The sequence below is a fragment of the Paraburkholderia sp. 35.1 genome (assembly GCF_050436525.1).
GTDB classification, from domain to species: Bacteria; Pseudomonadota; Gammaproteobacteria; order Burkholderiales; family Burkholderiaceae; genus Paraburkholderia; species Paraburkholderia tuberum.
This window is the reverse complement of the sequence record NZ_JBNDMJ010000003.1, coordinates 3,089,904-3,104,092: the sequence shown is the minus strand read 5'-3', so window position 1 is coordinate 3,104,092 and position 14,189 is coordinate 3,089,904. Positions and strand designations below refer to the sequence as shown.

The window sequence follows — 14,189 nt, the reverse complement described above, 5'->3', positions numbered from 1 at the left end:
CTCGCCCGCTGGCTAGATAACCGGGAAAGCTATGCTTACTAAGCTCGAAGCTCACGGATTCAAAAACCTGCTCAACTTTTCCGTGTCGTTTGGCCCTTTCAATTGCATCGCAGGGCTCAATGGCGTCGGCAAGTCGAACATTTTCGATGCGATAAAATTCCTCTCGCTGCTGAGCGATAAGTCCATTATGGAAGCTGCATTGGCGGTACGCGATTCGGAGTCTTCCGATCCGCTTGACGTCTTCTGGACCAGCAGTGATTTTCGGGCGGAGCGACTTTCACTGGCGGTAGAAATGATCGTGCCACTGGACCTCGTCGACGACTTCGGTCGAAGAGCACGAGCTACATCAACCTTTCTGCGCTACGAGGTGGAACTCGCTCGCGGTCCACAGGACGAGTCTTCCGGATCCTTGGGGCTTTATCTCGCCCGCGAAGCGCTGACATATATCAATAAGGGCGAAGCGGCCAACAAGCTTCATTTTCCTTTGAGTGCCGCGCTGTTTCGCGATCAGGTAGTCGTGAATAAGCGGAAGGGAGCCGGATACATTTCGACACAGGTCGTGGACGACGGCATAACCGAAATTCATTTGCACCAAGACGGGGGCAGTGGCGGTCAACCGCAAAAAATCCCCGCGCATCGAATTCCAAAGACGGTTGTTGCAAATACCAATAGCGCAGTGTGGCCTACTGTTCTCGCAGCGCGCAGGGAAATGCAGTCATGGCGCTTTCTTTCCTTGGAGCCGAGCGCCATGCGGCGTTCAAACAAGATGCACGAAGAAAGCAGTGTCGGTGCAGACGGGGGGAAACTGGCCGCCACGTTGTATAAACTTCAGCGACGAGATCAGAACGTCTGTTCGCGTATTGCCAGTCGATTGTCGGAGATTGTTCCTACTTCGGATGTCAGGGTCGACGTCGATCAGGTCCGACAACTATTAACCATTGAAGTCAAGGAACGCTCGGGCGCCTTCCTTCCAGCACGAGCGCTTTCTGACGGTACATTGCGATTCCTTGCACTGTGCATTATGGCTGAGGACCCAGACTTCAAAGGGTTGCTCTGCTTTGAGGAACCTGAGAATGGCATTCATCCCGCCAAGATGAGTGCGATGCTTGGATTGCTCAAGGAGTTGGCAGTCGATGCGAACCAGCCTGCAGGCGAGGACAACCCCATGCGGCAGATTTTTATTGCCACACACTCACCAGTACTGGTGAAGCTCGAGACGCCGGACGACCTGATCTACGCAGATATCGTCAAAGTTCGTGGGCCAGATGGCAAACCGGCATCAACGATTCGCTGCAAGAGTTTGCAGGATAGCTGGCGAAACGTGCCAAACAACGCCTGCGTCGACCGAGGGTCGATCATTGCTTATCTCACACTTCCGCCGAATGCTCAAATAGAGCTGGACTTAGAAGAATAAACGATGGGGAGGCGGACATGAAAATACGTTTCATACTCACGGGCGAAGGCACATCCGATTTGAATTTGGTGGACCATATCGAAAATGTCTTAATTGAGGAGGGTTTCTCAGAAGTCAGCGGCGAAGCTCCGGATTTGAGCATGTTCCAGCGTCCAGTTGGGCGCACGGTTCGTGAGAAGCTTGATGCTCTATTGAGGCACTATCCAAACGCCGACGTGATATTTGTCCATCGAGACGCGGACAACGCTGGGATCGTCCAGCGGGAACAAGAAATCATCGCGGCCGCAGACGGTCTGGTGGCAGCAGACAGGGTCATTCCAGTCATTCCGGTGACGCAGTTGGAAACGTGGCTCCTCACCGATCGCGAGGCAATCAAGCGCATAGCCGGCAACGCGGATTACAGAGGGAAGTTGGATTGTATTCCCGCGATTCGCCGACTGGAGGATGTTAGAGACGCCAAGGGGCTGTTGCTCGAGGCCCTATGTGAAGCGAGCGAGACTCAGGGCGCTCGCTTGAGGAAATTTAAGAATCGTTTCTTTGAGATGCGAGCGCGCCTAGCGTTTGATCTCAACACTAGCGGACCGGTGCAGGATTTGCCGTCTTATCAACGTTTCCGTGGAAAGATCACAACTTTTGCCCAACGCAAAATGCGCGGCCTCGCCGGAGCAATGTGATTGTTGCCGACCCCACGGGGCGCGACGCGCACTGCTCGAACATCTTGCCAGTACGAATTTGCCCTCTCAGGGTGCGCACGATACGCTTTCAGCGGGGCGCGGTCAGCGATGCGCTTATGGTGTCCCTGACCCGCGCCCCGCCGAAAGTCGTTTGAAGGTCGTTTGAAGGTCGTTTGATAGTCGATTTGTCAGTCAGAAAAACAAAAACCCTGCAATTCACTGAACTTGCAGGGTTTTGATATTTCATTCTGGCGGAGAGAGGGGGATTCGAACCCCCGATAGGCTATTAACCTATACACGCTTTCCAGGCGTGCGACTTAAACCGCTCATCCATCTCTCCGGCGGGGAGCCGAATTATAGCAAACTTCGCGCCCTGCGCCACACCCTGGCCAAAGCTCCGCGCAAACCGCCTACGGATGCCGGATATAGTCGACCAGCGCGATCGTATAAGCGTCCGCCTTTCGATCGAGCAAACTCACCCCGATCGCCACGAGAAAACCCGCCGGCACACCGAACACGCCCGAACTGATCGGCTCGATGCCAAACCAGCGCGCACCCGTGAATCCCGTCAACTGCGTGAAGAACGGATACGTCGACACGATGTAGTAGATGCACACGACAAGCCCCGCGACCATCCCCGCCACCGCGCCGAGCCGCGTCGTGCGTTTCCAGAACACGCCGAGCACGAGCGCCGGAAACAGACTCGACGCCGCCAGCGAAAACGCCGCCCCGACCAGAAACAGAATATTCCCCGTATTCAGCGACGCCACGTACGACGCGAACAATGCGACACCCAGCAGCAGAATCTTCGAGATCGTCACGCGCCGCTGGCTCGACGCGTTCGGATCGACCATGTGGTAGTACACGTCGTGCGATAGCGCGTTCGCGATCGTCAGCAGCAGACCATCCGCGGTCGATAGCGCCGCCGCGAGCGCCCCCGCCGCGATCAAGCCCGACATCACATACGGCAGCCCCGCGATCTCGGGCGCCGCGAGCACGACCATATCGGGCTGCATCTGGATCTCGCTCCAGCGCACGATACCGTCGCCGTTCGTATCGGCGAGGCTGATCAGGCTCGGTTCGACCTTGCGCCATTGCATCAGCCACTGCGGCAGATCGGCGAAATGATGGCCGACCAGATTCGACAGGATCTCGTACTTGATCAGCACCGCCAACACCGGCACGGTCAGATAGAACAGCGCGACGAAAAAGAGCGTCCAGCCGACCGAGCGCCGCGCCGACGCCACCGAAGTCGTCGTGTTATAGCGCGTCAGGATATGCGGCAGGCTCGCCGTGCCAAGCGACAGACACAGCAGCAGCGATAGAAAGTTACGCGCGTGCGTGCTCCGGTCTTCCTCACCGACAGCAGGAAACGGTTCCTGCATCGGCACCGGCGCGCTCGCCCGCATCAGCATGTCGTCGCGCTTCTGACTCCAGACGATCTGCGCGGCGGCGGCATCGCGCGGAAACTGTTCGAGCGCGCGCTCGCGCTCCTTGATCTCGCGCAACGGACCGTTATGGCGGCGCAGATCGCCGACCTCCTGCGTGAGCCGCTGCTTTTCCTCGATGAACGATTGCGGCAGCGTATCGAGCCGCAGTTGCATCAACGCGGCGCGGCGTCGATAGTCGTCGTGCACGCGCTCCTCGAGCGGCGCGTCGCGCACCTGTTTCTCGAGCCCTTCCATGCGCTCCATCAGGCGCCCGTAGCTGAATTGCGGCACCCAGCCGAGGCCGTCCTTGTGCGCGATCATCGATACCGGTATCAGCATCGCGAGGATCAGGATGATGTACTGCGCGACCTGGGTCCACGTGACGGCACGCATGCCGCCCAGAAACGAGCACACCAGAATGCCCGCGAGCCCGCAGAAAATGCCGACCGTGAAATCGACGCCGATAAAGCGCGTCGCGATCAGCCCGACGCCCTGGATCTGCGCGACCAGATAAACGAACGAGCACAGGATCGCGGCGAGCGCCGCGAGGCCGCGCACCGCGTTGCTCGAATAGCGCGTGCCGAGAAAATCGGGAATCGTATAGCGCGCGAGCTTGCGCACATACGGCGCGAGCAGGAACGCGACGAGGCAATAGCCGCCGGTCCAGCCCATCATGTACGCGAGGCCGTCGTAGCCGGTCGCGTAGATCGAGCCGGCCAGACCGATGAACGACGCGGCCGACAACCAGTCGGCCGCGGTCGCCATGCCGTTGAACGCCGACGGCACGCGCCGCCCTGCTACGTAGTATTCGACCAGGTCGGACGTGCGCGACAGCACGCCGATCACCGCATACACCGCGATCGGCACGAACAGGAACACATAGCCGATCCACACCCCGGGACCGGTGCTGCGCTCGATGTGCCACATCACGTAGACGAACAGCAGAAAGCCGAGCGTATAGAGCGCGTACGAGCGGATCAGCCGATGCGTGAGCTTCATCGGCTCAGCGCCCGCGCGCGGCCGGCGCGGCCTTGCCGATCGCGACGTCATCGTTCGCGCCGGTGGTGGAATCCGCGGCGGGACCACTTGCCGCATCGCGCTGCGAATCCGCTTCGAACGCGTGCTGCAACTGACGATCGGCGCGCTGCATCAGCACGATATAGACGACGATCAGCGCGAGGTAGATCAGGATCGCGCCTTGTGCGCCAAAGTAGAACGGCAGCCTGAAGCCGCCTGCGTGCACCTGCGCGAGCGCGGGCGCCAGCAATGGCACGACGAAGGAGACGAAGAAGCCAAGCGTCATCAGCACCGCGATCAGCGCGAGGTTGAAACGCCAGTACTTGCGATGCGCGAGCGCCATCGCCGCCGAGACCGGTGGCGGTTCGGGCGGGGGGTTCAACCTGGCGTGGGAGGATAGGTGCGGCGCGGCCATGCGCCTATGTATCAAAAAGGCATCGGCGAGGCAATTGGGATTGTCCGCGCAACGCCGTGACGTAAGCCGTCCACTCGAATAACGGTTCTGCGCGGCGTGCCCACAAGCGTGTCGATCGACACGCCGCCGCCGTCCGCGCAGACCCGCTTACAACGCTTTAAATCGACTCGCCGAGCTGATCGAGAATCGCCGGGTTTTCCAGCGTCGACACGTCCTGGGTGATTTCCTCGCCTTTCGCGAGCGAACGCAACAGACGACGCATGATCTTGCCCGAACGCGTTTTCGGCAGGTTCTCGCCGAAACGGATGTCCTTCGGCTTCGCGATCGGACCGATCTCCTTGCCGACCCAGTTGCGCAGGTCGTTCGCGAGCTTCACGGCCTCTTCGCCTTGCGGACGCGCACGCTTGAGCACCACGAACGCGCACACCGCCTCGCCGGTCGTCGCATCGGGGCGGCCCACCACGGCGGCTTCCGCGACGAGCGGATTGGCCACCAGTGCCGACTCGATCTCCATGGTGCCGAGACGATGGCCCGACACATTCAGCACGTCGTCGATGCGGCCCATGATCGTGAAGTAGCCGGTCTCCTTGTCGCGCACCGCGCCGTCGCCGGCGAGGTAGAGCCTGCCGCCGAGCTCGTCGGGGAAGTAGCTCTTCTTGTAGCGTTCCGGATCGCCCCACACGTTGCGCAGCATCGCCGGCCACGGGCGCTTGATCACCAGAATGCCGCCCTGCCCGTTCGGCACGTCCTGCCCGGTTTCGTCGACGACCGCGGCCATGATGCCCGGCAGCGGCAGCGTGCACGAACCCGGCACGAGCGGCGTCGCGCCCGGCATCGGCGCGATCATGTGGCCGCCGGTCTCGGTCTGCCACCACGTATCGACGATCGGACAGCGGCCGCCGCCGACGTTCTCGTAGTACCACACCCACGCTTCCGGATTGATCGGTTCGCCGACCGTGCCGATGATGCGCAACGTCGACAGGTCGTAGCTCTTCGGATGCACTTTAGCGTCGGCCTCGGAGGCCTTGATCAGCGAGCGGATCGCAGTAGGAGCCGTATAGAACAGCGTGACCCTGTGCTTCGCGATCATCTGCCAGAAGCGCCCGGCGTCCGGATAGGTCGGCACGCCCTCGAACACGACCTGGGTGCCGCCAAGCGTGAGCGGCCCGTACGTAATGTAGCTGTGGCCGGTGATCCAGCCGATGTCGGCGGTACACCAGAACACGTCGGAGGGGCGCCAGTCGAAGGTCCATTTCAGCGTTTGCGCGGCCCACAGCAGATAGCCGCCGGTGCTGTGCTGCACGCCCTTCGGCTTGCCGGTCGAGCCCGACGTATAGAGGATGAAGAGCGGATGCTCGGCGCCGACCCATTCGGGCGCGCACTGGTCCGACTCGGCCTGTGCGAGTTCGTGCATCCACAGGTCGCGCCCTGCGTCCCACGCGACCTTGCCGCCGGTGCGCTGGTACACGATCACGCTCCTGACCTTCTCGCAGCCGCCGAGCGCGAGCGCTTCGTCGGCGATGTTCTTCAGCGGCAAGGCCTTGCCGCCGCGCATCTGTTCGTCGGACGTGATCAGCGCGACCGCGCCGACGTCGACGAGCCGCTCGTTGAGCGACTTCGACGAGAAGCCGCCGAACACGACCGAGTGCGTCGCGCCGATCCGCGCGCACGCCTGCATCGCGACGATGCCCTCGATCGACATCGGCATATAGATGACGACCGGGTCGCCTTTCTTCACGCCGCGTTTTTTCAGCGCATTCGCGAAGCGCGATACGCGTTGCAGCAGATCCTGATAGGTGACGTTGGTGACGCTACCGTCGTCGGCTTCGAACACGATCGCGACGCGCTCGCCGTTGCCGGCCTCGACGTGACGGTCGATGCTGTTATACGACGCGTTCAGCTGGCCGTCTTCGAACCACGTGTAGAACGGCGCCTTCGATTCGTCGAGCACCTTCGTAAACGGCTTGTGCCAACTCAGCGTCTCCTTCGCGAGACGCCCCCAGAAGCCTTCATAGTCGCGCTCCGCTTCGGCGGCGAGCGCCCGGTACGCGTCCATGCCGGAGATCGTGGCACCCGTCGCAGTGTCAGCGGAGGGCGGAAAAACGCGGCGTTCCTGAAGAACCGATTCAATCGCAGACATCGACAACCCCTTGGTGAAGATGAAACGTAAAACCTGTACCGGCGCGCGGCGCGCGCGGGCCTTATCCTGTTCGAGCCGCCACGAGCGGCGCTGTCTCCCACCTCGCGATACCGTCAAACGCGCGTGCGTGCGGCATCGCAACATCCGTGCATGCGGGCGCCCTGCGCGATCCTATTCCGCGTCAAGGCTTAACCATAAGCGCTGCAACTTACCGGCCACTTACGCGCATCGTGTTGATCTGCAAGCGAAAACCCTTAGATCCCGCCAGCCATCGATGCAGTTACGCGTTGATCAGACGAGATGCGCGCGAAAAAGATCGCCGTTCTACAGAGCCTTCTACGCTCACTCGCAGCACATTGCTACCGCTGATGCGAACTCGACGCACCGCCAGCACGCCCGCTTTCGCACCCTTATGCTCTCTCGCACGGCCTTTTACAATGCTAACTGAACTAGCCGTCCGCGCAGCGTGCCGCCGATCGCATCGTAATTCCGGTGTGGCGGGCGCGCTGCCCGCCGCAAAGCAGCAGATTCGACCGACGCTGTACAATGGCGCGCCTGACGCGAGTCTCGCGCCCCTTCGGTGGCCGCGCCCCGCACCGCCGTCGACGCCTGGCCCCCTGTTCCGTCACCCGCGCTTCATCTGACCGTTGCCTATGTCCGCTTCGCGACCCGCCTGCGCCCGTCCGCGCCGCCCCATGCGCGCGCCGCCCCGCCTCGTTTTCATGAGCCGCTGGCTGCAGGTGCCGCTGTACCTCGGGCTGATCGTCGCGCAGGCGGTCTACGTCGTGCTATTCCTGAAGGAAGTCTGGCATCTGGTCACCGACTCGATGAAGCTCGACGAAACGCACACGCACCCCAAACATTTCGAAGGGCCCGCGGCATTGCACGCCGTGGGCGGCATCAAGGTTTCCACTCCCATGAAAGCGCAAGACTGACCGCACCGTGCTGCGATCCGACAACAAGCGCCACTCCCCACTGAGCTAGCCATGACCGTCATCAAACAGGAAGACCTGATTCAGAGCATCGCTGATTCGCTGCAGTACATCAGCTACTACCATCCGCTCGACTACATCGAAGCGCTCGGCCGCGCGTACGAGCTCGAACAGAGCCCCGCAGCGAAGGACGCGATCGCGCAGATCCTGACCAACAGCCGCATGTGCGCCGAAGGCAAGCGCCCGATCTGCCAGGACACCGGCATCGTCACGGTGTTCGTGAAGGTCGGTATGGACGTGCGCTGGGACGGCGCGACGATGAGCGTCACCGACATGATCAACGAAGGCGTGCGCCGCGGTTATCTGAATCCGGACAACGTGCTGCGCGCATCGATCGTGAGCCCGCCCGAAGGCGCGCGCAAGAACACCAAGGACAACACGCCGGCCGTGATCCACTACGAGATCGTGCCGGGTAACACCGTCGACGTGCAGGTCGCGGCCAAGGGCGGCGGCTCGGAGAACAAGTCGAAGTTCGCGATGCTGAACCCGTCGGACTCGATCGTCGACTGGATCCTGAAGACCGTGCCGACGATGGGCGCGGGCTGGTGCCCGCCGGGCATGCTCGGCATCGGCATCGGCGGCACCGCTGAGAAAGCGATGGTGATGGCGAAGGAATCGCTGATGGACCCGATCGACATTCAGGACGTGATCGCGCGCGGCCCGAAGGACTGGATCGAAGAGCTGCGCGTCGAGCTGCACGAGAAGGTCAACGCACTCGGTATCGGCGCGCAGGGCCTCGGCGGTCTGTCCACTGTTCTCGACGTGAAGATCATGGCCGCGCCGACGCACGCCGCATCCAAGCCGATCGCGATCATCCCGAACTGCGCGGCGACCCGCCACGCGCACTTCACGCTCGACGGTTCGGGCGTCGCCAGGCTCGAAGCGCCGTCGCTCGACGCATGGCCGAAGGTGCACTGGGAACCGAACACGGAAACCAGCAAGCGCGTCGACCTCAACACGCTGACGCCGGAAGAAGTGGCGGGCTGGAAGCCGGGCCAGACGCTGCTGCTGTCGGGCAAGATGTTGACGGGCCGCGACGCCGCGCACAAGCGCATCGCCGACATGCTCGCGAAGGGCGAGAAGCTGCCGGTCGATTTCACGAACCGCGTGATCTACTACGTCGGCCCGGTCGATCCGGTGCGCGACGAAGCGGTCGGCCCGGCGGGCCCTACCACTGCGACGCGGATGGACAAGTTCACCGAGACGATGCTCGCGCAAACGGGCCTCATTTCGATGATCGGCAAGGCCGAGCGCGGCCCGGTCGCGATCGAGGCGATCAAGAAGCACAAGGCCGCGTATCTGATGGCCGTCGGCGGTGCGGCGTACCTCGTGTCGAAGGCGATCCGCAGCGCGAAGGTGCTCGCGTTCGAAGACCTCGGCATGGAAGCGATCTACGAGTTCGACGTGCAGGACATGCCGGTCACGGTCGCCGTCGATTCGAACGGCACCTCCGTGCACCAGACCGGCCCGAAGGAATGGCAAGCCAAGATCGGCAAGATTCCGGTCGCCACGGCTTGATGAGTCGCGATTAACGCTACTCAGGTCAGTCGAAAAGCCGGGGCCGCGATCCCGGCTTTTTCTTTCCGTGCGTCATGTACGCGCAAGGCGCCGCACGCACGAGGCCGCCAACGCAGCCAACAGTTGTATCGGATCTCTTGGCTTTTTTGGACATGGCGTTTATTGTTGTTGGAAATTCAAGGTTCCCGAAAAAGGAAATAACATGCAAGGCGACAAGAAGGTCATCGAATATCTGAACGCGCAGTTGAAAAACGAACTGACCGCGATCAATCAATATTTCCTGCATGCCCGAATGTACGGCCACTGGGGCCTCGACAAGCTCGGCAAGCACGAGTACGACGAGTCGATCGGCGAAATGAAGCATGCCGACATGCTGATCGAACGGATCTTCATGCTCGACGGTCTGCCGAATCTGCAGGACCTGCACAAGCTGCTGATCGGTGAGGAAACCAAAGAGATCCTCGAATGCGATCTGAAGCTCGAACAGATTTCGCAAGGCACCTGCAAGGAGGCGATTGCCTACTGCGAATCGGTGCGCGATTTCATCTCGCGCGAAATCTTCACGAAGATTCTCGACGACACCGAAGAGCACATCGACTGGCTCGAAACCCAGCTCGATCTGATCGACAAGGTCGGTATCCAGAACTACCAGCAAAGCGCGATGGGCTCGGTCGAGTCCTGATCGAAGCACGCTGAAGCATCCCGCGCGGTAGCGGCACGACGCCTGCCCAGCAGGCATTCGCGCCGGACCGTACCGCACGGGCGATATACTTGCGCGCTTGTTCGCGCCTCACCGTGGTTTCACCCTTTTCGCCGACCGCCACTTCCCGCTCGTTTTTTTCGCCTATGCCCGCCCCTTCGCCGTCCCCGACTGTCCGCAGTGTTGCCGCTGGCGCCGCGTCGCGGGCGCCGATCGGCATTTTCGATTCGGGGCTCGGCGGCCTGTCGGTGCTGCGCGCGGTGCGCGCGCAACTGCCTGACGAGGCGTTGCTGTATGTCGCGGATTCGCTGTACGCGCCCTACGGCGAGCGCGACGACGACTTCATCACCGACCGCACGCTGGCCATCGGCGAATGGCTCGCCGCACAAGGCGCGAAGGCGCTCGTGGTCGCATGCAATACGGCGACCGCGCAGTCGATCGCGCTGGTGCGCGAAAAGCTGCCGATTCCGCTCGTCGGCGTCGAGCCGGGTGTCAAGCCCGCCGCGCTGCAATCGAAAAGCCGCGTCGCCGGCGTGCTGGCGACCCAGGCGACACTGCGCAGCGCCCGCTTTCAGGGGCTGCTCGAACGCTACGCCGCCGACTGCCGCTTTCTGTGCCAGCCCGGCCACGGGCTCGTGCAGGCGGTCGAGCGTTGCGACGTCGGCTCGGCCGAGCTGCAGGCACTGCTGCGCAGCTACCTGGAACCGATGCTCGACGCGGGCGCCGACACGCTGGTGCTCGGCTGCACCCATTACCCCTTTCTCGACGCGGCGATCCGCGACATCGTCGGCGAGCGGCTCGCGCTGATCGACACGAGCGTGGCGATCGCGCGTCAGCTCGAACGCGTGCTCGAGCAGCACGGCCTGCGCGCCGCGGCGTCGGCCGGGGGCACGCCGCTGCCGCGCTTCTATTCCACCGACGACGGCATCCATCAGCAGCAACTCGCCGCCACGCTGCTGCGGATCGAGGCCGCGGTCGAGCAGGTATCGATACCGTCTGGCCGCACGGCCGCATCGGATTCTCGCGCCGCCTAGCGCCGGCAACCGGCGCGCGCCCCGCCCTTCCTGCCGACGAAATCCATTCTAAGAGTCTGGTTTTGTTACAAAAAATCGCACGGGACGCTTGCCAAACGAACCAAACAAAATGATAATAATTCGCATTAACGTTAGCTATGACGCCTGCCATGATCGTCTGTGTCTGCAAATCCGTATCCGACCGCACAATCCGCTCCTTGATTGCGGACGGCATCGACTCGTTCGACGAGTTGCAGTTTGAACTCGGCGTCGCCTCGTGCTGCGGCAAATGCGAGGAATCCGTGCGTGACGTGATGCTGCAAAGCGGCGTGTGCGCGAGCCGTTGCGGCGTGGTCGAGCATCGGCAGGTGCAGAGCGTCGTCGAGGTCGTGCAAGTCGCGTTCTACGAGCGCAAGGCAGCCTGAGCTCCGCTAGCAGGGCCGGTGCAGGCCGTGTTGGTGCGTCTAAAAGCCCCTCTGCTTCACGCACGCTTTATGTAGCGCTCCGATGCGACGTTGAATGTGCCGCACGTCTGCAACACAACCGCAGTACTGTCCGCCGTACTGCGGTATCCCACTGCCGTCAGCAAGCCAGTACTCGTACCAGCCAGCCACCCCGCTCCCCCTTCGAAAGGAGTTCGAGATGGAATTGCTGATTGGTTTCGTGACTACTTTGTTCATTTCGCTGCTGATTTTCCGAACATGACGATGCCCTGTTTGACGCGCCGCCCGCACGGTGCGCCGCCACACTGACCATGCAGGCTCCGCATCCCGTTTCCGCCAGCGCCCCGCTGGCGTCGTCCACCCGACCGAATTCCCGCGCGCTGACGGCCACTGCCATAGTCGCCGCGGTTCACGTCGCTCTGCTCGCCGTGATCATGACGCTGCGTCACGAGCCTGTACCGGTCGCGCTCGAATCGCACGTGATGACCGCCGAACTGCTGCCGCCCGCGCCGCTCGCCGCGCCGGTCGCGCTGCAATCGATCGCTCCGCCGCCGCCCCGGCCGACGCCGCCCGTCCATACAAGACCGAAAGCCCAGCCGAAGCCGACTCCAACGCCCAAGCCGACGCCAACTCCGTTGCCACAGGCCGCTGCGCCATCGCCGACGCCGGTCGCGGCGCCCGATCCGACGCCGGCCGCGCCCACCGCGCCCGCGACACCGCCCACCGCGGCAGCGCCCGCGATCGGCAAGCCCACGATGGAAATCAGCGCGCCGAAAAACGTGTCGCACCTCGATTGCAATATCAGCCAGCCCGAATACCCGGCTCTATCGCGGCGCCGCGGCGAATCCGGCACCGCGTACGTGCACTTCGTCGTCGGTCTGACCGGCAAGCTCGAGAACATCGAGTTGAAGAAAAGCAGCGGCTTTAGCCGTCTCGACGACGCGGCCTTGGCCGCCATACGCGCGAGCGCCTGCAAACCGTATCTCGAGAACGGCGAGCCCGTCAGGGCCGCGTACACCCAGCCTTTCAACTTCAATCTGACCGACTGAAGCAAGATTTCAAAAACAAGGGATTGCAATGCAAAACTACGGATTGGCACACGTGTGGGCGCAAGGGGATTTCGTGACGCGCGGTATCGCGCTCGCGCTATTGATCATGTCGGTGATGTCGTGGAGCGTGATCGTCGTCAAAGGCTGGAACGTGATGCGCCTGAAGCGCCTGACGAAGAACGCCGAGCAGGCGTTCTGGCATTCGGACGACCTCGCCGACGGCGTGAAGAAGCTCGGCGGCGGCGCCTCGACGCCGCATGACAACCCGTTCCTCGCGCTCGCGCTGTCGGGCCAGGAAGCGGCCGACCATCATCACCAGACGCAGCCGCATCTGCACGACCGCATGGACGTGTCGGACTGGATCACGCGCTGCCTGAAAGACACGATGGACGAAAGCGTCGCGCGCATGCAGAGCGGTCTCGCAATTCTTGCGTCGATCGGCAGCACCGCGCCGTTCGTCGGCCTGTTCGGCACGGTCTGGGGCATCTATCACGCGCTGCTCGCGATCGGCGCGAGCGGCCAGTCGTCGATCGACCAGGTCGCCGGCCCGGTCGGCGAAGCGCTGATCATGACCGCATTTGGTCTGTTCGTCGCGATTCCGGCCGTGCTCGGCTATAACGCGCTGACGCGCGCCAACAAGGCGATCGTCGCGAAGCTGAGCCGCTTCGCTCACGGCCTGCATGCGTTCTTCGTGACCGGTGCCCGTCTGTCGTCGACCAGGCGCGGCGACGGCCTGCGTCTCGCAACCCGCGCCAACTGATCGACGAGGCATTCCAATGGCAATGAGCCCTTTCGCCGGAGACGATGACGACGGCCTGATGAACGAGATCAACATGACGCCGCTCGTCGACGTGATGCTGGTTCTGCTGATCGTCTTTATGGTGACAATTCCGGTGATCCGTCACGCGGTCAAGATCGATCTGCCGCACGCGAGCAGTCAGAGGGAAGACACGAAGCCCGCGCAGGTGACGGTGTCGATCGACGCGGACGGCAACGTGCTGTGGGACAGCACCAAGGTCGACGATGCGGCGCTCGCCGCGAAGATCGCCGCGGCCGCGCAGGCGAGCCCGCAGCCGGAGTTGCATCTCGATGCGGACCGCAAGGTGCCGTACGAGAAGGTCGCTCAGGTGATGTCGGCCGCGCAGGCTGGCGGACTGACGAAGATTGGTTTCGTCACGCAGCCCAAAGCGAAGTAAACGGTAACGTGGCACGCGGAGCGGCGCGCTCGTCCACGGGAACACCCCTTTTAAACAGGGCCAAAAAGTAAAAGGCCTTCATCGTCGGATGAAGGCCTTTTTTTGTGCGCACTTGGCGCCTTCGGGCGGCGGGATCATTTGCCATCGGCCGAAGACTGATAGCTTTTATCACCGCATGCGAGGGCCGT

General features: G+C 62.4%; 12 protein-coding genes, 1 tRNA gene and 1 pseudogene. 10 read left to right on the top strand and 4 right to left on the bottom strand.

What is annotated here, in order from left to right:
- Positions 1–31: 31 nt before the first annotated feature.
- Together OKW27_RS34500 and OKW27_RS34495 are read left to right on the top strand one after the other, a co-directional pair.
- A complete protein-coding gene (locus tag OKW27_RS34500) occupies positions 32–1,414 on the top strand; it encodes an AAA family ATPase (RefSeq protein ID WP_184032628.1) in 1,383 nt (460 codons plus the stop codon).
- Between the two features lie 17 nt (positions 1,415–1,431).
- On the top strand, positions 1,432–2,088 hold the full coding sequence (locus OKW27_RS34495) for a hypothetical protein (protein ID WP_184032626.1): 657 nt from the start codon (positions 1,432–1,434) through the stop codon (positions 2,086–2,088).
- A 249-nt stretch (positions 2,089–2,337) separates the two neighbouring features.
- On the opposite strand, the gene OKW27_RS34490 is transcribed toward OKW27_RS34495, so the two are convergent.
- The 4 genes from OKW27_RS34490 to acs all read right to left on the bottom strand — a co-directional run bounded on the left by OKW27_RS34490 (position 2,338) and on the right by acs (position 7,090).
- Positions 2,338–2,428, bottom strand: a tRNA-Ser gene (locus tag OKW27_RS34490).
- 70 nt (positions 2,429–2,498) lie between these two features.
- Complete coding sequence (locus OKW27_RS34485) at positions 2,499–4,517, bottom strand: sodium:solute symporter family protein (RefSeq protein WP_429336067.1); 2,019 nt, start codon at positions 4,515–4,517, stop codon at positions 2,499–2,501.
- 4 nt (positions 4,518–4,521) lie between these two features.
- The gene (locus tag OKW27_RS34480) at positions 4,522–4,950 is read right to left on the bottom strand and encodes a DUF4212 domain-containing protein (protein ID WP_429336066.1); all 429 of its coding nucleotides are present in this window, start codon (positions 4,948–4,950) and stop codon (positions 4,522–4,524) included.
- A 157-nt stretch (positions 4,951–5,107) separates the two neighbouring features.
- Positions 5,108–7,090, bottom strand: coding sequence for an acetate--CoA ligase (acs, locus tag OKW27_RS34475; protein WP_429336065.1), 1,983 nt, complete (start codon positions 7,088–7,090; stop codon positions 5,108–5,110).
- Between the two features lie 695 nt (positions 7,091–7,785).
- Here acs and OKW27_RS34470 point away from each other — a divergent pair.
- The 8 genes and pseudogenes from OKW27_RS34470 to OKW27_RS34435 form a co-directional block, all read left to right on the top strand.
- Positions 7,786–7,938 (top strand): annotated as a pseudogene (locus OKW27_RS34470) (YqhA family protein); the annotation flags it as partial.
- Positions 7,939–8,076: 138 nt separating this feature from the next.
- Positions 8,077–9,600: a fumarate hydratase gene (locus OKW27_RS34465; protein ID WP_184138591.1), complete on the top strand. Its 1,524-nt coding sequence runs from the start codon at positions 8,077–8,079 to the stop codon at positions 9,598–9,600.
- Positions 9,601–9,802: 202 nt separating this feature from the next.
- Complete coding sequence (bfr, locus tag OKW27_RS34460) at positions 9,803–10,282, top strand: bacterioferritin (RefSeq protein ID WP_018418627.1); 480 nt, start codon at positions 9,803–9,805, stop codon at positions 10,280–10,282.
- A 164-nt stretch (positions 10,283–10,446) separates the two neighbouring features.
- Positions 10,447–11,334: a glutamate racemase gene (gene murI / locus OKW27_RS34455; RefSeq protein ID WP_429336064.1), complete on the top strand. Its 888-nt coding sequence runs from the start codon at positions 10,447–10,449 to the stop codon at positions 11,332–11,334.
- Positions 11,335–11,483: 149 nt separating this feature from the next.
- Positions 11,484–11,738: a (2Fe-2S)-binding protein gene (locus OKW27_RS34450; protein WP_429336063.1), complete on the top strand. Its 255-nt coding sequence runs from the start codon at positions 11,484–11,486 to the stop codon at positions 11,736–11,738.
- A gap of 329 nt (positions 11,739–12,067) precedes the next feature.
- Positions 12,068–12,805 (top strand): energy transducer TonB, encoded by a 738-nt coding sequence (locus OKW27_RS34445; RefSeq protein WP_429336062.1) that lies wholly within the window; start codon positions 12,068–12,070, stop codon positions 12,803–12,805.
- Positions 12,806–12,833: 28 nt separating this feature from the next.
- On the top strand, positions 12,834–13,565 hold the full coding sequence (locus tag OKW27_RS34440) for a MotA/TolQ/ExbB proton channel family protein (protein WP_018418631.1): 732 nt from the start codon (positions 12,834–12,836) through the stop codon (positions 13,563–13,565).
- A gap of 16 nt (positions 13,566–13,581) precedes the next feature.
- Positions 13,582–14,001 carry an ExbD/TolR family protein gene (locus OKW27_RS34435; protein ID WP_090803854.1) on the top strand — a complete coding sequence of 140 codons (420 nt, stop codon included), beginning with the start codon at positions 13,582–13,584 and terminating at the stop codon, positions 13,999–14,001.
- Positions 14,002–14,189: the final 188 nt, after the last annotated feature.

Excerpts from the sequence above, each read along its gene's own strand:
- OKW27_RS34500 (WP_184032628.1), top strand. The coding sequence starts at position 32 with ATGCTTACTAAGCTCGAAGCTCACGGATTCAAAAACCTGCTCAACTTT.
- OKW27_RS34495 (WP_184032626.1), top strand. The coding sequence starts at position 1,432 with ATGAAAATACGTTTCATACTCACGGGCGAAGGCACATCCGATTTGAAT.
- OKW27_RS34485 (WP_429336067.1), bottom strand. The coding sequence starts at position 4,517 with ATGAAGCTCACGCATCGGCTGATCCGCTCGTACGCGCTCTATACGCTC.
- OKW27_RS34480 (WP_429336066.1), bottom strand. The coding sequence starts at position 4,950 with ATGGCCGCGCCGCACCTATCCTCCCACGCCAGGTTGAACCCCCCGCCC.
- acs (WP_429336065.1), bottom strand. The coding sequence starts at position 7,090 with ATGTCTGCGATTGAATCGGTTCTTCAGGAACGCCGCGTTTTTCCGCCC.
- OKW27_RS34465 (WP_184138591.1), top strand. The coding sequence starts at position 8,077 with ATGACCGTCATCAAACAGGAAGACCTGATTCAGAGCATCGCTGATTCG.
- bfr (WP_018418627.1), top strand. The coding sequence starts at position 9,803 with ATGCAAGGCGACAAGAAGGTCATCGAATATCTGAACGCGCAGTTGAAA.
- murI (WP_429336064.1), top strand. The coding sequence starts at position 10,447 with ATGCCCGCCCCTTCGCCGTCCCCGACTGTCCGCAGTGTTGCCGCTGGC.
- OKW27_RS34450 (WP_429336063.1), top strand. The coding sequence starts at position 11,484 with ATGATCGTCTGTGTCTGCAAATCCGTATCCGACCGCACAATCCGCTCC.
- OKW27_RS34445 (WP_429336062.1), top strand. The coding sequence starts at position 12,068 with ATGCAGGCTCCGCATCCCGTTTCCGCCAGCGCCCCGCTGGCGTCGTCC.
- OKW27_RS34440 (WP_018418631.1), top strand. The coding sequence starts at position 12,834 with ATGCAAAACTACGGATTGGCACACGTGTGGGCGCAAGGGGATTTCGTG.
- OKW27_RS34435 (WP_090803854.1), top strand. The coding sequence starts at position 13,582 with ATGGCAATGAGCCCTTTCGCCGGAGACGATGACGACGGCCTGATGAAC.